The sequence below is a fragment of the Clostridium sp. UBA5119 genome (assembly GCF_002414285.1).
In the GTDB taxonomy this organism is placed as follows: Bacteria; Bacillota; Clostridia; order Clostridiales; family Clostridiaceae; genus Clostridium_J; species Clostridium_J sulfidigenes.
In genome coordinates this window covers 44,274-70,479 of sequence record NZ_DHYX01000055.1, presented here as the reverse complement: position 1 = coordinate 70,479, position 26,206 = coordinate 44,274, and the positions used below count along the sequence as shown (strand labels likewise).

26 protein-coding genes are annotated in these 26,206 nt (G+C 29.1%); 20 read left to right on the top strand and 6 right to left on the bottom strand.

Going from position 1 to position 26,206, the window contains the following annotated elements; all coding sequences use genetic code 11:
- Nucleotides 1–73 precede the first annotated feature (73 nt).
- Nucleotides 74–1,174 (top strand): ion channel, encoded by a 1,101-nt coding sequence (locus B2671_RS08855; protein ID WP_346870086.1) that lies wholly within the window; start codon nucleotides 74–76, stop codon nucleotides 1,172–1,174.
- Between the two features lie 93 nt (nucleotides 1,175–1,267).
- Here the strand turns inward: B2671_RS08855 and B2671_RS08850 are convergent, their stop codons facing one another.
- Nucleotides 1,268–2,836 (bottom strand): MutS-related protein, encoded by a 1,569-nt coding sequence (locus B2671_RS08850; protein ID WP_346870125.1) that lies wholly within the window; start codon nucleotides 2,834–2,836, stop codon nucleotides 1,268–1,270.
- 197 nt (nucleotides 2,837–3,033) lie between these two features.
- On the opposite strand from B2671_RS08850, the gene B2671_RS08845 reads away from it, so the two are divergent.
- A complete protein-coding gene (locus tag B2671_RS08845) occupies nucleotides 3,034–3,582 on the top strand; it encodes a hypothetical protein (protein ID WP_346870085.1) in 549 nt (182 codons plus the stop codon).
- A 46-nt stretch (nucleotides 3,583–3,628) separates the two neighbouring features.
- Nucleotides 3,629–4,537, top strand: coding sequence for a transcriptional repressor LexA (lexA, locus tag B2671_RS08840; protein WP_346870084.1), 909 nt, complete (start codon nucleotides 3,629–3,631; stop codon nucleotides 4,535–4,537).
- Nucleotides 4,538–4,644: 107 nt separating this feature from the next.
- On the opposite strand, the gene B2671_RS08835 is transcribed toward lexA, so the two are convergent.
- On the bottom strand, nucleotides 4,645–5,013 hold the full coding sequence (locus tag B2671_RS08835) for a hypothetical protein (protein ID WP_346870083.1): 369 nt from the start codon (nucleotides 5,011–5,013) through the stop codon (nucleotides 4,645–4,647).
- 181 nt (nucleotides 5,014–5,194) lie between these two features.
- On the opposite strand from B2671_RS08835, the gene B2671_RS08830 reads away from it, so the two are divergent.
- The 11 genes from B2671_RS08830 (at nucleotide 5,195) to B2671_RS08780 (ending at nucleotide 15,858) form a co-directional block, all read left to right on the top strand.
- Nucleotides 5,195–5,728, top strand: coding sequence for a hypothetical protein (locus tag B2671_RS08830; RefSeq protein WP_346870082.1), 534 nt, complete (start codon nucleotides 5,195–5,197; stop codon nucleotides 5,726–5,728).
- A gap of 193 nt (nucleotides 5,729–5,921) precedes the next feature.
- Nucleotides 5,922–6,752 carry a glutamate racemase gene (murI, locus tag B2671_RS08825; protein ID WP_346870081.1) on the top strand — a complete coding sequence of 277 codons (831 nt, stop codon included), beginning with the start codon at nucleotides 5,922–5,924 and terminating at the stop codon, nucleotides 6,750–6,752.
- A 37-nt stretch (nucleotides 6,753–6,789) separates the two neighbouring features.
- Entirely contained in the window at nucleotides 6,790–7,305 is a 516-nt protein-coding gene (locus tag B2671_RS08820; protein WP_346870080.1) for a peptidylprolyl isomerase, read from the top strand.
- Between the two features lie 15 nt (nucleotides 7,306–7,320).
- Nucleotides 7,321–7,692 (top strand): DUF3783 domain-containing protein, encoded by a 372-nt coding sequence (locus B2671_RS08815; RefSeq protein WP_346870079.1) that lies wholly within the window; start codon nucleotides 7,321–7,323, stop codon nucleotides 7,690–7,692.
- Between the two features lie 83 nt (nucleotides 7,693–7,775).
- Nucleotides 7,776–8,468: an XRE family transcriptional regulator gene (locus tag B2671_RS08810; protein WP_346870078.1), complete on the top strand. Its 693-nt coding sequence runs from the start codon at nucleotides 7,776–7,778 to the stop codon at nucleotides 8,466–8,468.
- 59 nt (nucleotides 8,469–8,527) lie between these two features.
- Nucleotides 8,528–10,249, top strand: a complete 1,722-nt coding sequence (locus B2671_RS08805) for a S8 family peptidase (RefSeq protein ID WP_346870077.1) — start codon at nucleotides 8,528–8,530, stop codon at nucleotides 10,247–10,249.
- 92 nt (nucleotides 10,250–10,341) lie between these two features.
- Nucleotides 10,342–11,706: a peptidoglycan-binding protein gene (locus B2671_RS08800; RefSeq protein ID WP_346870076.1), complete on the top strand. Its 1,365-nt coding sequence runs from the start codon at nucleotides 10,342–10,344 to the stop codon at nucleotides 11,704–11,706.
- A gap of 162 nt (nucleotides 11,707–11,868) precedes the next feature.
- On the top strand, nucleotides 11,869–12,546 hold the full coding sequence (locus B2671_RS08795) for a response regulator transcription factor (protein WP_346870075.1): 678 nt from the start codon (nucleotides 11,869–11,871) through the stop codon (nucleotides 12,544–12,546).
- Nucleotide 12,547: 1 nt separating this feature from the next.
- On the top strand, nucleotides 12,548–13,834 hold the full coding sequence (locus B2671_RS08790) for a HAMP domain-containing sensor histidine kinase (protein WP_346870074.1): 1,287 nt from the start codon (nucleotides 12,548–12,550) through the stop codon (nucleotides 13,832–13,834).
- Complete coding sequence (locus B2671_RS08785; protein WP_422653232.1) at nucleotides 13,788–14,045, top strand: ATP-binding protein; 258 nt, start codon at nucleotides 13,788–13,790, stop codon at nucleotides 14,043–14,045. The genes B2671_RS08790 and B2671_RS08785 overlap by 47 nt, the downstream gene beginning before the upstream one ends.
- A gap of 34 nt (nucleotides 14,046–14,079) precedes the next feature.
- The gene (locus B2671_RS08780; protein ID WP_346870072.1) at nucleotides 14,080–15,858 is read left to right on the top strand and encodes a heme NO-binding domain-containing protein; all 1,779 of its coding nucleotides are present in this window, start codon (nucleotides 14,080–14,082) and stop codon (nucleotides 15,856–15,858) included.
- A gap of 106 nt (nucleotides 15,859–15,964) precedes the next feature.
- Here B2671_RS08780 and B2671_RS08775 read toward each other — a convergent pair whose 3' ends face one another.
- Together B2671_RS08775 and B2671_RS08770 are read right to left on the bottom strand one after the other, a co-directional pair.
- On the bottom strand, nucleotides 15,965–16,861 hold the full coding sequence (locus tag B2671_RS08775) for a radical SAM protein (protein ID WP_346870124.1): 897 nt from the start codon (nucleotides 16,859–16,861) through the stop codon (nucleotides 15,965–15,967).
- A 159-nt stretch (nucleotides 16,862–17,020) separates the two neighbouring features.
- Entirely contained in the window at nucleotides 17,021–18,097 is a 1,077-nt protein-coding gene (locus B2671_RS08770; RefSeq protein WP_414632628.1) for a transporter, read from the bottom strand.
- Nucleotides 18,098–18,586: 489 nt separating this feature from the next.
- Between B2671_RS08770 and B2671_RS08765 the strand changes: the two genes are divergently transcribed.
- Together B2671_RS08765 and B2671_RS08760 are read left to right on the top strand one after the other, a co-directional pair.
- On the top strand, nucleotides 18,587–19,522 hold the full coding sequence (locus B2671_RS08765; protein WP_346870070.1) for a TIGR01212 family radical SAM protein: 936 nt from the start codon (nucleotides 18,587–18,589) through the stop codon (nucleotides 19,520–19,522).
- Nucleotides 19,523–19,556: 34 nt separating this feature from the next.
- Complete coding sequence (locus B2671_RS08760; RefSeq protein WP_346870069.1) at nucleotides 19,557–20,273, top strand: 2-phosphosulfolactate phosphatase; 717 nt, start codon at nucleotides 19,557–19,559, stop codon at nucleotides 20,271–20,273.
- Nucleotides 20,274–20,332: 59 nt separating this feature from the next.
- On the opposite strand, the gene B2671_RS08755 is transcribed toward B2671_RS08760, so the two are convergent.
- On the bottom strand, nucleotides 20,333–20,530 hold the full coding sequence (locus B2671_RS08755) for a hypothetical protein (RefSeq protein ID WP_346870068.1): 198 nt from the start codon (nucleotides 20,528–20,530) through the stop codon (nucleotides 20,333–20,335).
- A 270-nt stretch (nucleotides 20,531–20,800) separates the two neighbouring features.
- Between B2671_RS08755 and B2671_RS08750 the strand changes: the two genes are divergently transcribed.
- Complete coding sequence (locus B2671_RS08750) at nucleotides 20,801–21,055, top strand: phage holin family protein (protein ID WP_346870067.1); 255 nt, start codon at nucleotides 20,801–20,803, stop codon at nucleotides 21,053–21,055.
- A gap of 75 nt (nucleotides 21,056–21,130) precedes the next feature.
- Here B2671_RS08750 and B2671_RS08745 read toward each other — a convergent pair whose 3' ends face one another.
- Entirely contained in the window at nucleotides 21,131–22,306 is a 1,176-nt protein-coding gene (locus tag B2671_RS08745; RefSeq protein ID WP_346870066.1) for a class I SAM-dependent rRNA methyltransferase, read from the bottom strand.
- Nucleotides 22,307–22,566: 260 nt separating this feature from the next.
- Between B2671_RS08745 and B2671_RS08740 the strand changes: the two genes are divergently transcribed.
- The 3 genes from B2671_RS08740 to B2671_RS08730 all read left to right on the top strand — a co-directional run bounded on the left by B2671_RS08740 (nucleotide 22,567) and on the right by B2671_RS08730 (nucleotide 25,906).
- Nucleotides 22,567–24,123 carry an ABC-F family ATP-binding cassette domain-containing protein gene (locus B2671_RS08740; RefSeq protein ID WP_346870065.1) on the top strand — a complete coding sequence of 519 codons (1,557 nt, stop codon included), beginning with the start codon at nucleotides 22,567–22,569 and terminating at the stop codon, nucleotides 24,121–24,123.
- 294 nt (nucleotides 24,124–24,417) lie between these two features.
- On the top strand, nucleotides 24,418–25,092 hold the full coding sequence (locus B2671_RS08735) for a SatD family protein (RefSeq protein ID WP_346870064.1): 675 nt from the start codon (nucleotides 24,418–24,420) through the stop codon (nucleotides 25,090–25,092).
- Nucleotides 25,082–25,906, top strand: a complete 825-nt coding sequence (locus B2671_RS08730; protein WP_346870063.1) for a DUF3307 domain-containing protein — start codon at nucleotides 25,082–25,084, stop codon at nucleotides 25,904–25,906. The genes B2671_RS08735 and B2671_RS08730 overlap by 11 nt, the downstream gene beginning before the upstream one ends.
- Nucleotides 25,907–26,206: the final 300 nt, after the last annotated feature.

The following is a 26,206-nucleotide window of genomic DNA, read 5'->3' as shown; positions in this document are numbered from 1 at the left end:
TATTATTATCTTAGAGAATATAATAAATACATTTCCATAAAATAATACTATTAAAATTGTGGTGGGAGTATATATGAATAGTGACTGTGGTGTGAAATGTAGTAAATACGTTGATTACGGTAAAATATTAAAATTTAATTATGAAAATCTAAAACTTAATGGGAACACGAAATTAGATTATAATAATATTAATTTAGAGGATGTATGTTATAGTAATTGTGAATTTAAAAATATGAATTTTGAAAATAATTGCTTTTCAAATGTTATATTTATTAATTGTAAGTTTATAAATTGTAGATTCATTAGAGGAAAGATAAATTTAAGAAATTTTTTGGAGTTTAATAATTGTATTTTAGACAAAATATACATTAATAATTGTAAATTTTCATCTTTATATATAAAGGAATGTTCATTACATAAGGTTGATTTTAAAAATAGCTTTATGAAAGGTTGTAATTTTGTAAAAAATAGTTATGATGAGGTTAGATTTATAGATGATTGTAATTTAATGGATTGCATAATAAAAGATATGGAAGGAACCATGGATATAAAGTTTATTAATGAGAAATCTTATACTAAGCTTAATTATGGTTCTTATATAGGAAAATTCAACTATAAGAATATGAAAAAAAATAATACCTGTAGTAATAATAAAGAACCATGTAATTGCATATGTAATTGTAATTATCTAAATATTAGTTTTAGCTACATGGATTTTGGTGAACAATATTTAAGAAATCATGTAGGTGGAAGATATGGTAGGTGTTTTTATCAAAGTAAATTAGCTTTTCATAGGACGCTTAAAGGTAGGAAGAAATTTTATTCTTCCGTGGCCAATATAGTATGTGGCTATGGTGAAAAGCCTTATAGAAGTTTTATGTTATCTTTAATTATTATTTTGATATTTGCTTTATTATACATGATTACTGGTATAAACTGCTCCAACGGAGTAATTGGAATTAGTGGGTTAGCAGGTAATTTTTCTGTTAAAATGCTATTAAAAAATATAATTTATTGTATTCACTTTAGTTTAGTTACATTTTCTACAGTAGGATATGGTGATTTATTGCCATATAATATGATGGGGGTTATACTAAGCAGTATAGAAATACTTATAGGAATTATAATGATAGGAATTTTGACATCTACTTTAGTTAGAAAGATGACAAGATAAACATATTTACAATTATTAAAGTATATACATAGAATATAAAGTAAGGCAGATTTTATGGGAGGTTACTTTTTAGAGACCTCCCATGTTTTATTGTTATATAAAACCGTCTATATGCTTTGCTCTTTCAAAGGAATTTTCTATGATTTCATTTGGATATCCAATATATTTTAAAAGTTTTATTGCATTTTTTGTTTGGGATACTCCTTGTTTCAGTTTGTAGTCAAAGGAAAGTCCTTCGTTACTATTTACATCTTCACTGAAATAAAAGAAATCATAGTAATCTTTAAGAATATCAGCTAGTTCCCTATCATGGGTAGCAACTATAGAAATTGTTTTTTTAGAGTTAATATATTTTAGAATTTCAGCAGAAGAAGCAATTCTTTCTACAGGGTTTGTACCTCTAAAAATTTCATCTATGGCGCAGAAAATAGGAAGAGGTTTTTCAGTAGCCTTTATAATTCTAAGAATAGATTCAGCCTCTGCCATGTAATAGCTTTTTCCTGCATTTATATCATCGCTTGGACTAATTGAAGATACAACATTGAAAAAGCTAGCTTCGTAATTTTCAGCTAGTACAAAATTGAAACTTTGTGCAAATACTATGTTAATTCCGAGCATCCTTAAGAAAGTTGATTTCCCAGACATATTTGTACCTGTAAGAATGATACCATGTTTATTAATATTGATGGAATTTGCAACAGGATTTTTAACAAGGGGATGAATTCCTTCAGAAATATTTAACTTTAGTTCCTGATAAAATTTTGGTTTAGTATATGGTATATCAAGTCCACTTTGGTAGCTTGCTACAGATGCTAAAGCTTCAATTTCTCCAATTATGTAATATAAGTCTAAGAGGTAATTCTTTTTCTCCTTAAGTTCACTACTAAGTTTATAGTAAGCGGCTTCTTCTAACAAAAGTGGTACAGAGATGAACTCAAAGAAACCTTCAAACATGGTGGTAAACCCAACAAGTCTAGTTCCTCTATCTATGGTTTTTATATTGTTTAAAATATTGGTTATTTGGCATTTATAGTCCTTAAGTTCAGAAATATTAAGATTTTTTAACTTTTTAGCAGCAACGATTATTTTTCGTAGGTATAATAATCCTTTATCTTTGATATTTTTAGCTTCAGCCATATTTATAAATGCATTAACCCATAAAATTATAGCAAAACCAAACATATACTTAGGATTTTTGGTCATTATAGATATAAGTATTATTAATATAGGTAGAAATTTACCTAAGAAAGTATATAAGTAGTATTTACTCTTATTAACTTTAAGATATGTTTCTAGCATTTCTATAAAACAGTCTTTATTATCGAATCCCATATTAAAAAAATGCATTTGAACCTGGCATTTTTTATGTTCATTATCCTTAAAGAAGCTAATTATATTATTTCTTCTGTTAAGTTCTTTTTTATCTATAATAATATTCCTTATCATAGAATATAAAGCAGATTCTCCTGCGCTACTATAGGTTCTATCGAATTTTTCATAAACTCTATTCATATCTAGATCATTGAAACTTTGTTCATCTAGAAAATATTCGGTTTTAGGTCTGATATCAAATAACCGTCTAATAGACTTGAAGTTACGTACCCTTTCATTATCTCGTTTAGAATCTTCTTTAATATAGTTAAGTTTGATTTTAGACAATATATCACTTCCAATACATGTTATTATTTAACATTATAACTCATTATTACATTTTAGTCTAACAAGTAGGGACGACCTATTATTTTTTTAGGAAGAATATGAGAGTTTATGATATAATATGAGGTATATTATAAATGTAGTAGAAGAAGATATATTAATTATATATTTTAGTGGAATAGACAGTGAATGGAGGTGATTTTATGGATATTAAACAGGCCTTAAGTAAATTTAAAGAGGATAAGAAGCATAGATTTTTTATAATCAATGGCAAAGAAGGTATAGGGAAAACTAGAGCAGCTTTATCAAGAGCTATATTTTTACAAGACAATTATTGCATTAGAGAAAATGAAAATATATTGTTTATATCTAATGAGGTTTTAGGGGATACTTTAGAAGAGGTAAAGCAAGATGTAAATAGAAATAATACGTTCTTTGCATATTTAAATAATAATGTTGAGGTTTGCAGTAAAAAACAATTAATAAATAAATGTTTCCAGTATATAACATCACGCAACCCTTTGAAAGGTAAAAGGTTTTGCAATAAGGATGTGACAAAGGCTTTCATTTTAGAAGGAATTGGAGAATTGCGACAGAAGGAAAGAAGAATAAATAAGATTATATTAACAAAAAATATAGATTTTTTATTCGATGAAATTTTCTATATAAAACATTTGAATATAAGCTCCCTTGAAGAATATCAAAATTTAAATAGAAAAAAAAAGAGGGTTTTCATTAAGAAAGAATTCTAATAGTAGAGAAGCTATTTATAAATTATATTCATGGTATTGTAACTACATGGATGAAAATGGACTAATTGATTATATAGATGAGTTTAAAATTGTTTATGATAATATAGATAAGCTTAAAGATTTAAAGTATGCACATATAATAATAGATAATGTAGAACAGTTAACCATTGAAGAAGTAAAATTTATTCGTGGACTTTTAAAAGATTTTACTTATAGTAACTTTATTTTGGTGAAAAATATTAATCCTATTGACACACTAAAACCTTGGCTTCAATACTTTAAACGAAATAAGGATGTTACTATTTTTGATAGTAATAAATATAAGGTTGTTAATTGTAGTAAAGTATCAAAGAAAAATGTCACTAAAAAAGTTATAGAACAAACTATCAAAGATCAAACTAATAAAGAGTTGAAGGAAGATGAAATGGTTAAAAACAATGAATATATTGAAACATATAAATATGTAGATTTAAAACACAGTATATCTCATGATTTTGCCATAGATACTAGTAATTATAATGAAGTTATTTTAAACCCTAACTCTACTAGTGAGATAATCAGAGATAAGGAAATAAATAAAGTTCCAGTGTACAATGAGATTGCTGCGGGGCAACCTATTTCTATTAATGATGAAATAGAAGGGCAATTTAATGTTCCTATATATTGGCTTAAAGGTGTACAACAACCTTTTATATTAAAGGTAAAAGGGGATAGTATGATTAATGCTAATATTGAAGATGGTGATTATATAGTTATAAATAAGCAAACTATGGCAAATCATAATGAGATAGTTGCTGTAAGTATAGATGGAGAAGCTACCCTTAAGAGGCTATGGTTAAAAGGAAATAAGGCAGTATTAATGCCAGAAAATGATAAATACTATCCTATAGAGATTAAAGAGGATAATGCTTATATTATTGGGAAGGCTGTAGGGTTAATTAAGTCTACTAGCTAATACCTATGTAAGTATTAAAATAATAACAAATTATTTTATGTATACAGGTAGAGTAAATAATTTATTCAAGTTTACTCTACCTTTTTATTTTATAGTCTCAATAATGCTTATAAAATAAAGATCAACAGAATGTCTATAAAGCCACCTATAGCTATAGAAATCCAATTTAGAAAAAGATGAAAATTTATATTATTAAAGGTATTAAAAATGTTATCTTTATCTTTTGTAAAATCCTTATTGTCCATATATTTAGAATATATTTCATTTAAAATATAATATGACATACCTAAAGATTTACTGTTTATAGCTGATGTAATAGACATTAATAACATGATTAAGCCTTCTACAAATATAATATCTTTAAAGAAAAAGTTAGTTAGTGGTGTAAATATTCCTGCTATAGCTAAAGTTAGAATACTCCACAACACACCACAGATAAATAGCTTTAAAGTGATTTTTACTGATGTATTTTTCATGAAATTCACCTCGCTTGAAAATGAATTCTTATTGAATTATAAGAGTTTAATATAATATATGCTTAAAAAGCTATTTAGGTAATGGAAATAAGAAAAATGTAAACCGTAGAAACTTACTAAGCCATGGTGTATAATTATCTGTGAAGTTTGGTTTAATCTGATTATGAGAGGGAGAGATTTTATGTTAAGTAGAGTAAGATTAAATTTAGAAGCAGTAGAAGCAATGCTTTATTATTGGCAAGCAGCATCTGAAAAGGATAACATTGCAGAATCATTTTTCTATGATGTAGCAAAAATGCCAGGATTAATTGTTGCCTATGATGATGAATTTAATGGAGAATCTGTAAGACGTGCTTTAAGCGCTATAAAAAATAGAGAACCTTTTGATGGAACTAAAAAAGAAAAGAAGTTCTGGAATAACAATATGTGGATGATGGAAGACTTAGAATTTACACATGCAATGGCAACACCACTAAAAGTATTAAATTTAGATTCATTAGCAAGTGAATTTCAGAAGGAAGAAAATAAACATAATTATGATGAAGTAGAAGTTATTTTCTCACCATTACATTCTGATGAATATATAATCTCGGGAAATAAGTTAATTATAAATTTCTTTAGAATAAAGATTGATTTAATAGATGGTAAAGCAACTATTGGAGATATAGAAATAATAGAATATATTAAAGAAAAGATTAAGGAAGTATTACAATAGTGACAATACTGTAAAATTAATTGAAGAAAGAGTGTTGTAAGATGACCTAAATTAGTCATAAACAATACTCTTTTTTAACTATATTTTTACATAATGCATGTCTCATACTTTTAATAATCTTTTAGCTGTAGTATTATAGTTATAGGATATATGAAGAAATATCTAAAAACTAAGTAGTGTGGTGTAATGAAGTATGGACAAAACTAATTTTAGTATAGGATTTTTTGATTCAGGGGTTGGAGGTATTAGTGTCCTAAAGGAAGCAGTGAAGCTACTACCTAAAGAAAATTACATATATATAGGAGATTCTTTAAATGCACCCTATGGAGTGAAAACTCCAGAGGAAGTTAGAGAGTTAACCTTTAATATGGTAGATAAGCTTATTTCTATGAATGTGAAAGCTATAGTAGTGGCATGCAATACTGCTACTAGTATCGCAATCGATGAATTAAGAAGGATTTATAAAGAAATCCCCATAATTGGAATAGAGCCAGCTTTAAAGCCGGCAGTAGAGAATTATGGTAATGGAATAATAGTAATAATGGCTACACCAATGACTTTATCTGAGAATAAATTTAGTAAACTAAGAGAAAGATATAATAAGGCTTCTGATATTATTTCAATGCCATGTGATGGTTTGGTGGAAATCATTGAAGGCGGAAATATTAAGGGTGAAGTTATAGAGGGGTATTTAAGAAATAGGTTTAAAGATGTACCTAAAGAGAGTGTGTCCTCTGTAGTTCTTGGATGTACTCATTATCCATTTATTAAAGAAGCATTAGTGAATGTTATAAATGATGATGTTGCTATTATAGATGGTAGTTTAGGAACAGTAAAACAATTGAAGCGTAAGTTAGATCAAAAAGGTTTATTAAATAATAATAATGAACAAGGCACTGTTAAAATATATAATTCTAAGGATGATAAAAGTTTAATAGAATTGTCATATAAGTTGCTTGNNCAGATAAAAACAGCAAATAACTCTGTTTATCATAAGTATAATAAATTACATAGACATAATTAAAGAATTAATAATATAAAGAAAGAAAAGAGGAAGATGTATGAATCCAATAGTAACTTTTGAAATGGAAAATGGAAAAATAATGAAGGCGGAATTATATCCTGAAATAGCTCCAAATACAGTAAAAAACTTTATAGACTTAGCTTATAAGGGATTTTATGATGAATTAATTTTCCATAGAGTAATACCAGGTTTTATGATTCAGGGTGGTTGCCCAGAAAAATCAGGAATGGGTGGTCCAGGATATTCAATTAAAGGAGAATTTAGCGGGAATGGATTTAAAAATGATTTAAAACATACTAAGGGCGTTTTATCAATGGCTAGAGCTCAACATCCAGATTCAGCGGGGTCTCAATTTTTTATAATGGTTGCAGATGCACCACACCTAGATGGAAGTTATGCTGCTTTTGGTAAATTAATAGAAGGTCAAGATGTAGTAGATGAAATAGTAAGTTCTCAAACAGATAGAAGAGATAGACCATATGAAGATCAAGTTATAAAATCTGTAACTGTAGAAACTTTTGATGTAAACTACGGAGAACCAGAAAAATTATAATGGAAGGTATTTAATATGAATATACTTAAAGATAGATTAATTATAGCTTATGGGCTTAATGATGAAGAGATAGAAAAATTAAATATAAGATTTAAAGATATATGTATAAAACCATGTGTATCAATAAATGAAAATATGGGAGAATATACTTTAGAGCATATATTAAAAGAAGAGAGCTTATCATATAGTGATACTAAACTACCTGAAGAAAAAGTTATTATACTTAATGGGTTTTTAGGGGTTTATCTTCAACAAGCTGTTAAAAAGGTTAGAGAAGTTTTAGGTCCAAAGCCAATATTAGCGTCTACTACCCCAAATTCTATTAAAATGACTGTTCATGAATTGATAGATCATTTAGTAAAAGAAAGACAATATTATCAGAAATAATTTTTAAGCCAAATAATTTAGAAATCCTCTAGGACTAGGGGATTTCTATTTAGATTAAGGAGATACAGGGAGGATAATTAAGAATGAGTACTGTTGGAGAAAGAATTAAACAAGGAAGAAATACCAAGGGAATGACTCAAAAGCAACTTGCTAAGAAGCTTGGAGTATCAGAAAACTATATAAATGACGTTGAGAATGGAAGAAAAGTTGTAGAAGAAAAGTTTATAGAAAGAGTAGGTAAGGTTTTAGGTGGAGATCTTGCAGAAATGACTACGCTCTTTGATAATATAGCTTATGAAGAAAGAAAATCTTCAGAAAGTAATCTAAAGACACATAATGCAGCAAAAGCTAATAAAGTAAAAGAAACTATAAATGAAGTATGGAATGATGCCTTTAGTTCTGTTCTTAAGTCTGTAGGAATTTATAGCTATGATTTAAACAAGCCTATAGGAAAAAAAGAGTTGCCTGTTATATCAAATAAAATAGAAGGATATGCTCAGGATAAGGTGTTATATATTAAAATTGAAAATGATGATTTGTTAGGATTTAGAATTTGTCAAGGAGATTTAGCATTTGCTAACCTAACTTCTGAAATAGAAAATAATAAAATATATCTCATGGATATAAATGGAGAAAGAGTGATAAGACAGTTAAAGAAGCTAGATAGTAATAAGGTTTTAATAATAAGTAACAAAAATATGGTTCGTACAGAAACAGCTCATCCTAAAGATATAAAGGTTATTGCAAAATTAAATAGATTAGAAATTCAACTATAATCAATTTAATAACATTTTTAGCATACATTCATACTATAACTATATAAGAATTTGGAGGTATGGGTGTGCAAAAGGCTGATGGGTTATTAAATTTACTTATAAATGTACCAGAGAGCATAAGAAATGAGATTATATATGGATATGGAATTGGAGATGTTGAAGAAACTAACATTGAATTGATTATACTATATAGTGGAACTCCAGAGGTAATGAAAGAGAAAATAAATGCTATTGGAGGTACCTTTGAAGATTTAGATTTTGGTTATGGAATTGTAACTATACCAAGAGGAGATATTGAAAAGCTAATAGGAATAAGAGAAATCAACTATATAGAGTTACCTAAAAATTTATATTTATCCTTTGAACCTAGTAATAGAGCTTCATGTATAACAGAAGTAAATACTAATTATGGATTAGAGGGAGAAGGGGTACTTATAGGGTTCATAGATTCTGGAATAGATTATGTAAATCAATCATTTAGACTTGAGAATGGAGATACAAGGATTGATTTTATTTATGATTTATATGAAAATAGAAGGATTTATACAAGAGAAGAGATAAATGCAGCTTTAAGAAGTCCAGATCCATACTCATTAGTACCACACTTTGATAGAGCAGGCCATGGTACTCATGTGGCTGGTATAGCTTGTGCTGGAGGGAATATACCAAGGAGGTTTTATGGGGTAGCTCCTAGAAGTTCTATAGCTATGGTTAAAATGACAAGAGAGATAGGAGGACAGGGAGCAAAAAGTACCCAGTTAATGAGAGGAATTAAATTCTTAATTGATAGAGCTTATGAATTAAATAAGCCTCTGGTTATAAACATAAGTTTTAGTACAAATGATGGAGCACATACTGGAAATAGCTTGTTAGAGCAGTATATAGAGATAGTTTCTACAGTGCAAAGAGTTAACATAGTTGTAGCAGCAGGAAATGAAGGAGATAGAGCACATCATGTTGGTGGCGAACTGGTTGGAGAACAAGAAATACGATTTAATGTTGGAATAGATGAAAGATTATTAATAATACAGTTATTTAAGTCATTTTTAAAGGATATTGATTTAAATCTTATATCACCAAGTGGAAATAGTAGTGGTGAATTAAGATTAACTAATGCATTAAATCAAGGAAGAATAGGTAATACTGAGTATATTGTATTCAATACAGGGCCAACACCTTTTAGTATAGATGGTGAAATAATAATTGTACTTTCAGGAGTAGGAGAAGAAACCATTGCGAGTGGAATATGGACTATGAACATGACTACTAATGAAAATGTTCTAGGAAGTTATGACATGTGGTTACCTATTGCAGAGGGATTAAATATTGCTACGAGATTTCTAAGACCAAGTACAAGTAATACTGTAGGTATACCGGGAACTGTAGCAGATGTAATAACCGTTGGTAGTTATAATTTTATAAACTCTACTATATCACCTTTCTCAGGAAGAGGAAATGAAGAATTAAATCCTGTAAAACCTGATTTAGTAGCACCAGGAGAAAATATTGAATCATCTACTCCAGGAGGTGGTTTTGAGCCACGTTCAGGAACATCGATGGCTACACCTCATGTGGCTGGGGCATGTGGACTTTTAATGGAATTTGGAATTGTAAGAGGAAATGATCCTTATTTGTATGGAGAAAGGTCAAAGTACTTTTTATTAAAAGGAGCAAATAGAAGTAGGATAGATGTACAGTATCCTAATAATAGTTGGGGATATGGTACCTTGTGTCTTGCAGGAGCTCTTAGGGTATGGAATAACGAAGTAGCTTCAAGGTAAGATTAATTACAATTTTCTTATAAATAATATGTAACTTTTCTATGAGGGTAATCATAATATATATATTGAAGTATTATTTTAAGGAGAAATTTATGGCAGATATAGGCAGGTTACAGGTTCAAGTGTATAGAGTAAATACAGCTATACCGATAAGTAATGCCGATATTACAATATCAAGAGCAGATGGAGAAACTAGAGAGCAAGTTACTACCCTAACTACTAATCCAGAAGGACAAACGGAGACTATAGAATTAGAAACTCCAGAAATAGAAAGGTCATTAAATCCAGATAATACCCTTATACCTTATGCCCTTTATGATATAAATGTAACGGCAGAAGGCTTTGATGAAATAAATATAAGAGGATGCCAAGTGTTGCCGAGACAAACAGCGTTACAGATATGTAATCTGATTCCAACAAGTCTTAATAGAGAGATCACAGAGGATGAAGATGTACAGGTAGTCAGGGTTATAGAAATTCCACCTAATGTTCAATTTGGTGATTTTCCACCTAAGATACCTGAGGACCCTGATAAGGCTTTGCCACCTCCACCAAGTGGTTTTGTAGTTTTGCCGGAGCCAGTTGTACCAGAGTTTATAATCGTACATGCAGGGGTACCGACTAATACAGCAGCACCAAATTATACTGTTCCATATACAGACTATATAAAAAATGTAGCTAGTTGCGAAATTTATGCAACTTGGCCAGAGGCAACTATAAGAGCTAATGTATATTGTATTATTTCATTTACTCTAAATAGAATATACACAGAATGGTATAGAAGCAAGGGATTTAATTTTGATGTAACAAATTCTACGGCCTATGATCAAGCTTTTGTTTACGGAAGAAACATATTTGATAACATAAGTAGGATAGTAGATGAGTTATTTGCTACCTATGTAAAGAGGTCAGGAGCTAAACAACCTTTACTCACGCAATACTGTGATGGTAGAAATGTTCAGTGCCCAGGATGGCTTACTCAATGGGGCAGCAAGGATTTAGGGGCTCAAGGATGGATTCCATATGATATATTAAGAAACTTTTATGGAAGTGATATAGTTCTTGAAAGAGCTGAAAAGGTTTCTGGAAGTCCAAGGTCATATCCAGGCTTTACATTGAAACAGGGAGCAAGTGGAGAGCCAGTTAGAACCACTCAAACCTTTTTAAATAGAATAGCACAAAATTATCCTCTAATACCTAAAGTAGCTATTGATGGAAAGTATGGTTCTACAACTGCCAATCAAGTAAAAGTATTTCAACAGGTATTTGGTCTTCCACAGACAGGTGAAGTAGATTATGCTACATGGTATAAGATTTCCGCTATATATACAGGAGTAACTAAAATCGCAGAATTAAGAAGTGTTCATGAGGAAAAAGTTGAATATTCATACTTTGTTCCACATTGGCCATATAAAGATGCACCGGATTTACCTAGAATTAAATATCCTAAAAATTGAGTATATAATCTATTAATGAACTTCGAAGTTATCTCGAAGTTCATTTTTGCGTATAAAAACAACATGCTAAAAATACTTTAATAAAATATTCAAGTAAATAATTATAGAGTAAAAAATAAGGTATAATTATTGATAAGAAGAAAAATACAAGGAGTTACGGATATGGATAATATAAAGGTATTATTAGTTGATGATGAAGAAAATATTAGAAACTTGTTGGAAGCTTATTTAAAAAAGGAAGGATTTAAAACATTACATAGCTCTAATGGTAAAGAAGCTATAGAGATTATGGAGAAAGAATCAGTAAATTTAGTAGTACTAGATATAATGATGCCTGTTTTAGATGGATTCGAGACATTAAAGGTTATAAGAAATAGATGGAATATACCAGTAATAATGCTCAGTGCAAAAGAAGAGGAAGAAGATAAGCTTTTAGCATTGGGATTTGGTGCAGATAACTATGAAACAAAGCCTTTTAGTCCAAAAGTTTTAGTAGCTAAAATTAAAGCATTAATAAAGAGGAGCTATGGAAGTAGTAGGGATAAAGGTACGGGAATTGTAATAGAAAATCTATATATAGATGAAGAAGGTCATAGAGTTATGGTAAGTGATGAAGAAATCAACCTTTCACCAACAGAATTTTCTTTGCTTATATATTTCCTGAAAAATAAAAATATAGTTCTTACTAGAGAGCAAATTCTTACAAAAATATGGGGTTATGATTTTGAAGGAGATATACGGGTGGTTGATACTACGATTAAGAGACTTAGAGAGAAGCTAAAGCACATGAATAAAGTGATAGTTACAGTAAGAGGCTTTGGTTATAAGATAGAGGTTTAGTATGAATAAAATAATTAACTACTATAAAAAAATAAAAGAAAATATAGAAAAAAGCATTACATTGAAAATGTTTGTTGTAACTACTGTGGTGTTTATAACATTTTTGACTATTACCCTTTTAAGTCAAAGAATATTGTTTGAAAAGATATATAATGATAAAAAGGAAAATGATATTAAAAGTAATGTGATAAAGTTTAGAGATACACTAAGTAATCCAAAGGATGAAAGGGAAATAATAGAGAGTATTAAGAAGTTTGAGAATAATTATAACACATCTATAGGAGTGGTAAACACAGAAAATAATATTATAGTAACCTTTAAAACTGACTCAGAAGCTATAGATAGTAAAAATACAGAAATATTTAATTATGTTATTAAAACTATAAAGACAGATCCGGAACTATTAAACGAGATGATTAATAAAAAACAGGTAACTATTTCATTTAAGAATGGCGAGAACACTAAATATTTAGCTTCTGCACTTCTACATGAGAATAATATAATAGTAGGATTTACATCTTTACAATATGTAAAAGAAGCCATGGGAGTTATAGGGATATTTTATAAGTATTTTTACTTAGGGGCTATAATAGTAATAGTTGTATTAGCATTAATTTATTCGAAATTTATTACAAAGCCATTAAAAGAAATAAATAAAGTAGCTATAAGAATGAGTAATTTGGATTTTAGTCAGAGATGTACTATGGTATATGAAGATGAAATTGGAAACCTTGGGGAAACATTAAATTTTTTAGGACAAAATTTGGATAGTTCTTTAAATTCATTAAAAGAAGTTAATAGAAAACTACAAAATGATATCCACAGAGAAAGAGAGATTGAGATTATGAGAAAAGAATTTATAGCAGATGTATCTCATGAATTAAAAACTCCTATTACTTTAATAAAAGGATATGCAGAAGGTATTAAGGATGGAGTATTTTTAGAAGACAATATGAATTCATCATTAAATGTAATTATAGAAGAATCTGATAAGATGAGTAATTTAGTTAGAGATATGCTTCAAATATCATCTTTAGAAAGTGGAAAGGTGATCCTTAATAAAGAATTATTTTTTATTGATAATTTAGTGAAAAATGTTGTAAAGAAATTACATCATAGTATCGATAATAGGAATATAAAAATAGATTTGAATCTATATGAGAAACAAATTTATGGTGATGAATTTAAGATAGAACAAGTAATAACCAATTTTCTTACTAATGCAATAAGGCATACTCCCTGTGAAGGAAGTATATTTGTTGGAATGTANNACTCAATTATCTTTTGAAAATACAGGTGAGCTTATTAATAACGAAGAAATTGATAAGATATGGGATAAATTTTATAAGATAGATAAGTCAAGAAATAGGAAAGATAGTGGTACAGGACTTGGACTATCAATTGTTAAAAATATAGTAGATTTGCACCAAGGCAAATGTGGAGTTGAAAATACAAAAAGAGGTGTAAGATTCTATTTTGAATTGCCAAATCAGTGCTAATATACTATAGCCATAGAAAAGAGGGGTATTAATTATGAAGGGCACAGTTGTATCAATATGGCTAAATACTTGTAGAAAACTTTATAATGATTCACAAGTAAATGAAGCTATGAACCATGCTGGATGGGAGACAAATAAGATATTTTCTCCACTAGAAGAAGTAGACGATAAAGTAATAGCTAAGTTTATATCTAGGCTATCAGAAACTAGAAGTTTAACTAAAGAAAAATTATGGAATAATATAGGAAAAGACAATATACAATCCTTTGTTAATGTATATCCAGTATACTTTAAAAAGAGAAGTGCATATGAATTTTTAAAATCACTAAATGATATACATATAGCAATAACTAAGAAAATTTCAGGAGCTAAGCCACCAGCAGTAGATATTGTTCAGACATCTAAAAGAAAAGCGGTGATGACTTATTCATCTAAAAGAAAGATGTTTGATTATTTCTTAGGTATGCTTGAAGGAACTTTTGAATATTTTAATGAACAATTAGAATATGAAATTTTAGAAAAGTCTGGAGATGTGATGAAAGTGCAAGTGACTTTTGAAAAAGAAATAAATAGCGAAAAAAGTTATGGATTTAATAAAATCTTATCCTTTGGATTTATAAAATTATTATCAGTTAAGGCATCCATATTTACTTTTATATTAACTCTTATTGGATCAACATTAATACTTGGAGTTAAAAGTATAGTTCCAGCTTTAGAAATTACAGCTGTAGCTACAGTAGTAACCTTTGTAGGTACATATTTATTATTAAGACCTGTTAAAGCTGCCACTGGATTAAAAGAAGATAAGGAAAGGTCATATGATGTTATTAGCACCAAGGATGAGCTTGAAGGATTATATGAAGTTATAAAATCAGGAACTAATGTATCTTCAATGGATATGACGGAGTTTGATGCTAATGTTAGTGAGATGGTAGAATATCTTAATAAGGTTAAAACTATTTCAGATGTAATGGAAGGCTCATCTAAGGAAATATCTACAGTAGTGGAACAAATGTCAGAAACTAGTGTGGACCAAGCCAACAATACAGAAAGAGTAGCATCAGGATTGAATGATAATATTAGAGCTTTAAATAGCTTAGTAAACAGTGAAAATGAAAATAAATTAGCTATGGAAGATACTATAACGAAAATTACTGCTGGCTTTGATGAGATAAAGACTGTAAGTAATAATATTCAAAAGACATTGGACAAGTTCCAAGAAGTAAAAGAAACTGGAATAAAGTTAAACAATAAAGCTAGTGATATTACTAATATAGTATCAATAGTAGCTCAAATTTCCGACATGACAAATCTTTTAGCATTAAATGCTTCCATAGAAGCAGCTAGAGCTGGAGAGCATGGTAGAGGTTTTGCTGTTGTTGCAGAAGAGGTAAGAAAGCTTGCAGAACAAACTAAAGATGCTGTTGAAGAAATTAATTTAAATCTTAAAGAATTTGCAGAGGATATTAAATATACTGTAGATAGCATAGATGAACAGTATGTAGCCCTTGAAAAACAAACTGATGGATTAGAAAGAATTAGAGATATAAGTGCGGGTACTACTACTGCTGTTGATAAAGTATCAGAATCAATGATTACTACAATCAATGATTTAGGTAGAGAAGTTAAAGCTATAGAAGGAATGTATGATAATGTGGAATCATTAGCAGCTATTGCAGAAGAAAATTCTGCATCATCTCAAGAAGTTAGTGCTAGTGTAAATACCTACACGGATGAAATGATTAAACTTACAGAAGCTATAGGTGAGGTTCAAAGAATTACAGAATATTTTAGAAGTACACTAGATGTATAATTAATGATGAAAGCATTCTCAAGGTAAAGTTCATGAGATTTTACCTAAGAATGCTTTTTATTTGTTTAGTTTTATTATTTTCAAAGAGATTTATAATATTTGAGTTTTAAATCCCTTGTAGATTGAAATCTGGTACATAAACTGTTGAGTTAGAGCCAGATTCTTGGATAAAGGCATTTTTAAAGCCTAAATCTATACAGTAATCTATTAAAGAGTCATAATGAATAGGGTTAAGAGGTTTATTAATTTCATCATATTCTGCTGCTTTAAACATAGGTGTATACTGATTCATTAGGCTTAAATATACTGAATTTCCAAAGGTTTTATATATGAAATCTACTATTTTTTTTGAATCGAATAAAAGTCCAGGGAGCATTAAGTGTCTTATGATAACACCTCTAATCATAATTTCTTTATCATTAAATATTGGAATACCTACTTGATCCACCATTTCCTCAATAACCTTTGACGCTATGGTGAAATAGTTAGGAGCAGAAGAATACTTTATTGCATATTTATCGTTAAAATACTTTAAATCAGGAATATACACGTCTATGTATCCTTTAAGAGCTTTAATGCTTTCTACGTTTTCATAGCCATTGGAATTATAAACTACAGGGATATTAAGTCCATTTTCTTTAGCTTTATCCAAAGCAATTATTATTTGAGGTATATAGTGAGTAGGGTTAACTAAGTTTATATTATGGTATCCTTTAGCTTGTTGCTCTAAAAATATTTCACTTAATCTTTCTATAGAAACTTCCTTACCTATGTCAGACTGACTAATATCATGATTTTGGCAAAATACACATCTAAGGTTACAATTTGAAAAGAAAACTGTACCAGAACCATTAGTGCCAGACACACAGGGCTCTTCCCACATATGGCCATAGGCCTTAGCAATTTTTACTTTAGCTCCACTTTTACAAAAGCCTACCTTTGCAGAGTTTCGATTTATACCGCAATTACGAGGGCATATATTACAATTATTGAGAGCAGTCAAATCTTTCATAATTAATTATCTCCTTACATAATAAACATAGCAAATACTATATTTATATTTCAAAGTAAATAAACACTACTAACATAGTAGTGTTCATCTTATATAACATCAGTATAATTAAAGAGGAGCAAAAAGTGAAGTAGCCTATATAAGTTTTAATTATTTTTTTACCTTATTCATTTTAAAGTAGAACCCAATGCATTGAGCTATAAATACCAAGCTAACTATTCCAAAACCGGGATATAAGAAAGTTATAAGCTGTTTAAAGCCTATTTGAGATATAGGAATGGCTATTAAAAGAATGAGTACAACACCTCTCTTATAAGGGATGTTGTATTTATTTTCAAGGGTTTTACCAACACTATATATATCTGAAACTTCCGTAGAAAACATCTCACACCAAATAATACATAAAAGAAGAATTTGCATTAAAGAGATAAACTTACTAGCTACAAAGAGTAGTGGAATTTCATATTTAAAGATTTCAGGTATATTTGCCATTAACATTGAATTAATTAAGAAAGCAAGTAGAGTAAGGACAAGAGCGCCAATGGTTAATCCAGAAATAATAAGACGTTTATTTTTAATTTCCTTACTAATTGGTACAAGAACTCCGCTACAGGATAACATGTTAAATCCTGCATAGAGAAGTGATGATATAATCCACTGTTTATCTATAATAAGGTTTTTATATACTGGTACTTGCTTCATATAGTCTATAGATATAGTATCCTTTGAAAAGAGAAGATAAAGGACAAATATAGTAATAATTATAGTAGTAAGGCTAGGTACTATTATGGAATTAATAGCTATTAGGCCCTTAGTGTCATTTAATAAGGTAATAAGTGCTATTCCAGCCATTAGGAACACTCCAACAAGTCTTGGAATACCAAAGTGTTGATAAAGTAAAGCACCACTACCAGCAAGAATTATAGCAGCTCCTGAGATTAAAAAGAAGCTAGTAAGATAATCCGTTATTTTTCCAAAGAAACCAGGGCTTACAAGGGTTATAAAATCCGTATAAGAATTTAAGTCATATTTTAAACTTATAGACACTATAATGGAGCTTATTATTATGTAAAATACTGCACAGAGAAGAAGTCCATAAAAACTTGAAAACCCATAGGTAGAAAAAAATTGAGTTATTTCTTGACCAGAAGCAAGGCCTGCTCCTACAATGGTGCCAATAAAAACAGTGGCAGCTTGAAAAATTAATTTAAGATTCTTCAAAGTTATCCCTCCAAATTATGATAGCTTGTATATTTATATTGAAGTCCACAGAAGAATATGTGGAAAAGTATTAATATGTGGAAAACTTTTTAAAGTATTGTTAGTAAATTTTCATTTAGGTATCTGAAAATAAATAATAAGTCAAAGATGAGAAGTATATTTTGAGTTAGACAAGGAAACAGGTTCCGCAGATAGTAGCACTATCTAAGGGTTCTGTTGACGAAGTATAAACAGAGTTCTTAGCTTCTCAGAAGCTTTAGAAATCGTTATCCAGGGACATACCAGCTCTTAACTCCCACTTTGAAAAATATGGGAGTTAAGAGCTGGTAGTCATCGGATAACACAAAATAGACAAGCATTCTGACTTATTTATTTTTTGAAGATGCCTTAGTGGATTTTGAAAGATAAAAGAGTTAAACTATAATTGAATATAGAAGATTACTATATGGATATATTTAAAATATATAATAGAAGAATAGGATAGGAAGATTAGAAATGAGAAAAGATTTTAATGGAAAGAGATATCATAGTTTAAATTATTTCTTAAGAAAAAAGTTTAATGGACAAAAAACTTTTAAAATATCATTAGATGGTGGATTTACATGTCCTAATAGAGATGGAAAATTATCAAAAGGTGGGTGTATATTCTGCTCTGAGAGTGGCTCAGGAGATTTTGCTGGAGATAGGTTATCGTCTATAACTGAGCAGTTTATTGATATAAAGGAAATGATGAATAAAAAGTGGAAAGATGGTAAGTATATAGCTTATTTCCAAGCCTATACAAATACCTATGCGCCTGTAGAAGTATTAAAGAAAAAGTATGATGAAGCATTAATACAAGAGGATGTGGTTGGACTTGCCATTGCTACAAGACCAGATTGTTTAGAAGAAGATGTGTTAAAATTATTAGAAAACTATTCAAAAAGGGTATATACTTGGGTGGAACTTGGACTTCAAACTAGCAATGATACTACAGCTATCCTTATAAATAGAGGATATAAGTTAGAAGTATTTAAAAAAGCAGTGGAGGAGCTACATAAAAGGAACATAGATGTGGTGGCACATATAATCTTTGGACTTCCAGGAGAAAGTAAAGAGGATATGTTAAAAACCGTTAAGTATATTTCTAAGCTTCCCATAAAAGGAGTTAAGATTCACCTTCTTCATGTAATGAAAAATACAAGGCTAGAAAAGCTGTTAGATGAAGGCAAGATTACATTACTAGAAATGGATGAATATATTGACCTTGTAACTAAGGCTATAACAATGTTACCACAGAATATAGTAATTCATAGACTTACAGGAGATGCTCCAAGAAATTTATTAGTAGGTCCTATGTGGAGTTTGAAAAAGTGGGAAGTCTTAAATGCCATAGATAATAAGTTAGTCACTGAAGACCTATATCAAGGAAAATATTATAAAGAAGATTAATTTAATTAAATGTATAATCAGGGGGGAATAGTACATGAATATTGATGTAGTTATATCTGCACAACATATTAAGCCAGAAAAATTTAAAGATAGGATAGTGGTTGTTATTGATGTCTTAAGAGCAACTTCAGTAATGGTTACAGCATTAAATAATGGTTGTGATAAAATAATTCCTGTAAAAGAGATAGAAGAAGCTATAGATATTGCAAGTAAAGATAGAAATAAATATCTTTTAGGAGGAGAAAGAGGGGGAATAAAAATAGATAAATTTGATTTCTCCAATTCACCTTTAGACTATATTGAGGATATAGTAAAAGGTAAGAGTCTTATAATGACTACCACAAATGGGACTAGAGCTATTAAAAATAGTGAGGAAGCAGAGAAGATATTTATAGGCGCTTTAATAAATGGAAGAGTAGTAGCAGAAAAATTAGCTAAGTTAAATAAGGATGTAACCTTTGTAAATGCAGGAACCGATGGAGAATTCTCTATGGATGATTTTATAGCAAGTGGGTATATAATCAACTGTTTAAGAGATATAATGAAAAATCATTTCACCTTAACAGATATAGCAAAAACTTCGGAATATGTATATATAAATAATCCTAGTATAATAAGTTTTGTAAAAGATGCACTTCATTATAAAAGGATGAAGGATTTTAAGTATAATGAAGATTTAAGATATTGTCTTTCAAAGGATTTAATAAATATAGTTCCAGAATACAAGGATGGAGAAATAAAGATATATTAATGAACAGAGTTCTAAGCTTCAGAGGCAGTTTTACTCCTACTGAAGCTTAGAACTCTATTTTAAGAACTGCTGCTTTTAGTAGTTCTTTTTCTTTTAGCTAAAGTTAAAAATATAACTTCATATACTACAGTATATAAGGTAAAGAGAGCTATGAAAATAATTTGTTCAATACCATTCATTTTAGACGTAGCAAACAATATTATTATAGGGAAACAAAAAACAATCTGAACAAATCTTAGAGTGGATAAGCCTTTCATAACATCACCTCTTACCAAATATTACTATATTATTATTGTTACACTTTTAGAACTAACATTCAATAAAAACTGTACAACAAATTTATATCTCATTATCCTTATAATTTAAGAAAATCAAAGAATAAAATTACATTGTGTAAAAAAAGGAAAATGTTAGATGACATGCATAAATATATCTAGTAGTAAACAAATAAAATTTTATTGAATTTATATAAAATAATGTACTCATATAAGTATAAAATGAATAAAATATATAAAGGGGGAATATTTATGGAATTCTTTAGTTATATTACAGAGAATGCATTGATACTAATACCAGTGCTATATATAATTGGTATGATTTTAAAAGGAACAGAAAAGATAAATGATAAATATATACCAATAATCTTGCTTCCTGTAGGCATACTGTTATCTATAGGAGTTATGCACAGTTTTAGTGCTGATGCTATAATTCAGGGTGTTTTAGTTACTGGGGCTAGCGTATATGCTAACCAACTAGTAAAACAAGGTCAAAAGAAAGAGTAAATAAGATTTAAATATAAGAGCTATATAATTTATAAATCAAATAAGATTATAAATTATATAGCTCTTTATAAGTAATTAAACTACTTGGAAGATATAAAATTTTAAGTAGTATGATTCATCACTATTCCATAGAATTGGGTGGTCAGGAGCTTGAGTTCTAAATTCTACTTGTCTTAGGGTAACCCTTGCATCTTTAGCTGCACTAGCAATGGTATCTCTAAATAGTTCAGGATTCATAAAGTGAGAACATGAACATGTTATAAAATAGCCGCCTTTATTCACTAATTTCATTCCTCGAAGGTTTATTTCTTTATATCCTCTTGTAGCACTTTTAATAGTAGAACGAGATTTAGTAAAGGCTGGTGGGTCAAGGATAACCACATCATATTTTCTGCCTTCATCAGACCACTCACGAAGTACATCAAAGGCGTTGTGACATTCAAATTTAACTACATCTTGTAGATTATTAAGCTCTGCATTACGTCTACAGAATTCTACTGCATGCTCTGATATATCTACTCCTAATACTGATTTAGCACCAGCAACACCAGCATTTAATGCAAAGGAACCAGTGTGAGTAAAGCAGTCTAGCACAGTGGCATCTTTGCAAAGTTTATGTATAGTAGCTCTATTTTCCTTTTGATCTAAGAAAAATCCTGTCTTTTGACCATTTTCAACATCAACATAGTACTTAACACCATTTTCAACTATCTGAATCATAGTATCAAATGGTTCAGTTAAAAAGCCTTTAATCTGTTCCATACCTTCAAGGATTCTAACCTTAGCGTCACTTCTCTCATAAACACCTTTAGCACCATATTCTTCTACTAGAATTTTTACAATGATATCTTTATATTTATCAATGCCTAGAGCTAGAGACTGAATAACGTAGTAATCTTCTAATTTATCAATTATAAGTCCAGGTACAAAATCAGCTTCTCCAAACAAAAACCTACAGCTAGAAGTATCTATTATTTTTCTTCTATATTCCCAAGCAGCTCTAAGTCTTTTTCTAAAAAATTCTTCATCAATTTCTTCATCAATATCTCTAGTCATAATTCTTATAGTAATTTTAGAAACATCATTAATATAACCTTTTCCGATGAAATCCTCTCTGCAATTATATACTTCTACAATGTCTCCATTTTCATATTCACCATCATATTCTTCTATATCAGTAGAGTAAACCCAAAGGTGACCATTCTCCACACTTTTTCCTTTTCCCTTTAGTAGATAGAATTTACAAGCCATTTACATCCTCCTATTATCAAAACAATTAATTATTAATAATTTATATTGTTAAATTTAAAGTTGTTATATCTAAGAAATAAATTTATTAAACTTTATTTAGACTTCTTATAGTATAAATTTATAGAGAGGATTTTGCAAATAAATTATTTAATTTTTACCATAGAAAAATTTTTGTTAGTAAAGTATAATATTCTTGGTTTGAATTTTTTGAACACATACCATTTAATGGTAATAATCAGAAGGATATAGGAGGAAAATATATGAGTATACTTACAGTTAAAAATATAAGTCATGGTTTTGGGGATAGAGCAATATTTGAAGATGTATCCTTTAGATTATTAAAAGGGGAACACGTAGGTTTAATTGGAGCTAACGGTGAGGGCAAATCTACTTTTATGAATATAATAACTAGTAAACTTATGCCTGATGAAGGTCAAGTGATTTGGTCTAATAATGTTAGAGTAGGATATATGGATCAACATGCTGCTCTAGAACAAGGATTAACTATAAGAGATGTGCTAAGAGATGCATTTAAATATCTATTTGATTTAGAGACTGAAATGAATGAACTTTATGGGAAAATGGGTGAAATGGACGAAGAACAAATGAATAAGGCATTAGAAAGAACTGCTATTATTCAAGATATGCTAGATAATAACGGGTTTTATGTTATAGATGCAAAGGTTGAAGAAGTTGCTAAGGGATTAGGACTTTTAGATGTAGGGCTAGATAAAGATGTAACGGCTTTAAGTGGAGGTCAAAGAACTAAGGTTTTACTTGCAAAGCTTCTACTTGAAACTCCAGATATATTACTTCTAGACGAGCCTACAAACTATTTAGATGAAGCGCATATAGAATGGCTAAAGAGATATTTACAAAGCTATGAAAATGCCTTTATTCTAATATCTCATGATATTCCTTTCTTAAATTCTGTAATTAATCTTATATATCATGTGGAAGATAGAAAGTTAAGTAGATATGTAGGAGACTATGAAGAGTTTAAGAGAATATATGAAGCAAAGAAAGAACAGCTTGAAAGAGCATATGAAAGACAACAAGCTGAAATTGCAAAACTTGAAGATTTTGTTGCGAGAAATAAAGCTAATGTTGCTACATCTAACATGGCTAAATCAAGGCAGAAGAAGTTGGATAAGATGGATAGAATAGAGCTTTCTAAGGAAAAACCAAAGCCAACATTTAACTTCAAAACAGGAAGAGCATCAGGTAAGGTTATCTTTGAAACTAAGGACTTGGTTATAGGATATGATAGTCCATTAACAAAGCCTCTTAATATTTATATGGAAAGAGGACAAAAGATTGCCCTTGTAGGAGCCAATGGACTTGGAAAAACAACTCTACTTAAGAGCCTTATGGGAGACATAAAACCTATAAGTGGAGAAGCTACCCTAGGTGACTATCAACAAATAGGATACTTTGAGCAAGAAGGCGCATCAGGAAATAAAAATACTTGTATAGAAGAGTACTGGAGTGAATTTCCTAGCTGCACTCAATACGAAGTCCGTGCAGCCTTAGCTAAATGTGGTTTAACTACTAAGCACATAGAAAGTATGGTTATGGTACTATCAGGAGGAGAAGCTGCAAAAGTAAGACTTGCAAAGCTTATAAATAGGGAAACCAATATATTAATCCTTGACGAGCCTACCAACCACTTAGATGTAGAAGCAAAGGATGAGTTAAAGAGAGCATTACAAGAATATAAGGGAACTATATTACTAGTTTGCCATGAACCGGAGTTTTATAAAGATGTAGTAACTGACATATGGAACTGTGAGGACTGGACAACAAAGATTGTATAATAAATATATAAAATTATATTATTAGGTGAGGTGTTATTTTACACCTCATTTTTAACTTTAACATATAGCATAAGCAAATAATTTAAACTACTAAACAATATATTATTCCAATTAAAAAACTTATTTTTAAGAAAAAGAAAAAGTATATTAATACTACTGCAAGAATATCAAAAAGGATGATGCTGTTGTAAGTGCATCAAAAAGGATGATGCTATTATAAATGCATCATTGTTGAAAAAGTATCTAATAAATGTTAAAATTAAAGAAATATTTATGAATTATGAGGTAATAATTATGTACTTTGCAATTATAGGTGATATAGTTGAGTCAAAAAAGATATTAAATAGAAATGAAGCTCAAGAAACACTAAATCATATATTAAAAGATATAAATATTGAATATGAAAGAAACATTGCTGCAAAATTTATTATTACATTAGGAGATGAATTTCAAGGCTTATTAAGTAATCCTATTCATTTATTTGATATTATTGATAAAATTAAGTTTAAAATGTATCCTATAAAAATTAGATTTGGAGTTGGGATTGGTAATATTGATACTAATATAAATAAAGAGATGGCATTAGGGGCTGACGGTCCAGCATATCATTATGCTAGAAAAATGATAGAAAAAATTAAAATATTAAATAAAACAAACAGTAAATCACAATACAATACAGATATAGGGGTTAGTTCGATTTATAAAACGGATATAGTTAGTTTAATCAATAATAATTTATGTTTATGTTACTTTATAGAAGAGAAGTGGACAGATAAGCAAAGAGAGCTTATTGAAAAAATAATGTTTTCAAATAAGACTCAAAGGGAAATTGCTAATGAATTAAATTTAGTTCAATCAAGCGTACAAAGGAGATTAAAAAGCTCAGGATATTATAATTATATTTATGTAAAACATAGTTTGAATAGAGTTTTGATGGAAGTATGGGGAGAATATAAATATGCAGATTAAATTTATTGTACTATGCTTGATAGCACATGTAATTGGGGATTATTATTTTCAAGATGATGAAATGTCAGAGTTAAAGAAGAAAAAAATAGGTGGCGTATTTAAACATTCAGTATTCTATAGTATTCCATTTATTTTAATTTTATTTTTGTTTGAAAAAAGTTATAGGATAACAGGATTAATACTATTATTATGTTTAGCTCATTTATTGATAGATGTAGTAAAATATTATTCATATAAGGGATATTTAAAAATATTTCATACTACATGTAAAAAGAATAAAGTAAAAAAGTATATTAAACCATGGATGATATATATATTTGATCAAGTGGTACATATAATTTTACTTATAACTGTAATAGTTTGTTTTAGGGGGAATTTATATTATCCAATAGATACATTGTATATTGTATATAGTATATTGGGTATCGATGGATTAACGGTTTTAAAATGGGTATTGATAGTGTTATATATGCATAAGCCAGCAAATGTAACTTTTAAAATAATATTTTCAGGATGTAAGCCTAAGGGAAACCTAGTTACTAGTAGTAATAATTCGGTAGTTAACAATAGCATCAATAGTAGCGTTGCTAATAATAGTAGTAATAATGGTGCAATTATAGGTTTTTTAGAACGTATAATAATTGCTATGTTTTTATATAGTAATCAATACTCGGCTATAGGATTTATTTTAACAGCAAAGTCAATTGCTAGATATAATAAGATTTCTGAGGATGCAGAATTTGGTGAGTATTATTTAATTGGAACATTATTTAGTACTTTATTTGTTATAGTTATTTATAACTTTATTTTTTAATCAGTTAATAAGATATTTTAATATATTAACTTGAATTATTAATTGAAATTATTTTTATAAGGACACCTACTGCATAGTTTAAATGTTAGATATCTACAGCCAGTAACAATCTTAGTCCCTATCGATTATTAAATTAATTTTGTTATTTAATTTACATATTTTTCTATTAAAATATTCATATGAGTCTCTCCATTGTTAAGTGTTTTTCTGCAAATTAACCATAACAAAGGAGAGACTCCTTTTCTATACTTTTCATCACTTCTTAGGTGAAAAGCAAAAAAATAAGAGTGTGAGAAGAAT

Coding starts and splice junctions, on each gene's coding strand:
- B2671_RS08855 (WP_346870086.1), top strand. CDS start 74: ATGAATAGTGACTGTGGTGTGAAATGTAGTAAATACGTTGATTACGGT.
- B2671_RS08845 (WP_346870085.1), top strand. CDS start 3,034: ATGGATATTAAACAGGCCTTAAGTAAATTTAAAGAGGATAAGAAGCAT.
- lexA (WP_346870084.1), top strand. CDS start 3,629: ATGGATGAAAATGGACTAATTGATTATATAGATGAGTTTAAAATTGTT.
- B2671_RS08835 (WP_346870083.1), bottom strand. CDS start 5,013: ATGAAAAATACATCAGTAAAAATCACTTTAAAGCTATTTATCTGTGGT.
- B2671_RS08830 (WP_346870082.1), top strand. CDS start 5,195: ATGTTAAGTAGAGTAAGATTAAATTTAGAAGCAGTAGAAGCAATGCTT.
- B2671_RS08820 (WP_346870080.1), top strand. CDS start 6,790: ATGAATCCAATAGTAACTTTTGAAATGGAAAATGGAAAAATAATGAAG.
- B2671_RS08815 (WP_346870079.1), top strand. CDS start 7,321: ATGAATATACTTAAAGATAGATTAATTATAGCTTATGGGCTTAATGAT.
- B2671_RS08810 (WP_346870078.1), top strand. CDS start 7,776: ATGAGTACTGTTGGAGAAAGAATTAAACAAGGAAGAAATACCAAGGGA.
- B2671_RS08805 (WP_346870077.1), top strand. CDS start 8,528: ATGGGTGTGCAAAAGGCTGATGGGTTATTAAATTTACTTATAAATGTA.
- B2671_RS08800 (WP_346870076.1), top strand. CDS start 10,342: ATGGCAGATATAGGCAGGTTACAGGTTCAAGTGTATAGAGTAAATACA.
- B2671_RS08795 (WP_346870075.1), top strand. CDS start 11,869: ATGGATAATATAAAGGTATTATTAGTTGATGATGAAGAAAATATTAGA.
- B2671_RS08780 (WP_346870072.1), top strand. CDS start 14,080: ATGAAGGGCACAGTTGTATCAATATGGCTAAATACTTGTAGAAAACTT.
- B2671_RS08765 (WP_346870070.1), top strand. CDS start 18,587: ATGAGAAAAGATTTTAATGGAAAGAGATATCATAGTTTAAATTATTTC.
- B2671_RS08760 (WP_346870069.1), top strand. CDS start 19,557: ATGAATATTGATGTAGTTATATCTGCACAACATATTAAGCCAGAAAAA.
- B2671_RS08755 (WP_346870068.1), bottom strand. CDS start 20,530: ATGAAAGGCTTATCCACTCTAAGATTTGTTCAGATTGTTTTTTGTTTC.
- B2671_RS08750 (WP_346870067.1), top strand. CDS start 20,801: ATGGAATTCTTTAGTTATATTACAGAGAATGCATTGATACTAATACCA.
- B2671_RS08745 (WP_346870066.1), bottom strand. CDS start 22,306: ATGGCTTGTAAATTCTATCTACTAAAGGGAAAAGGAAAAAGTGTGGAG.
- B2671_RS08740 (WP_346870065.1), top strand. CDS start 22,567: ATGAGTATACTTACAGTTAAAAATATAAGTCATGGTTTTGGGGATAGA.
- B2671_RS08735 (WP_346870064.1), top strand. CDS start 24,418: ATGTACTTTGCAATTATAGGTGATATAGTTGAGTCAAAAAAGATATTA.
- B2671_RS08730 (WP_346870063.1), top strand. CDS start 25,082: ATGCAGATTAAATTTATTGTACTATGCTTGATAGCACATGTAATTGGG.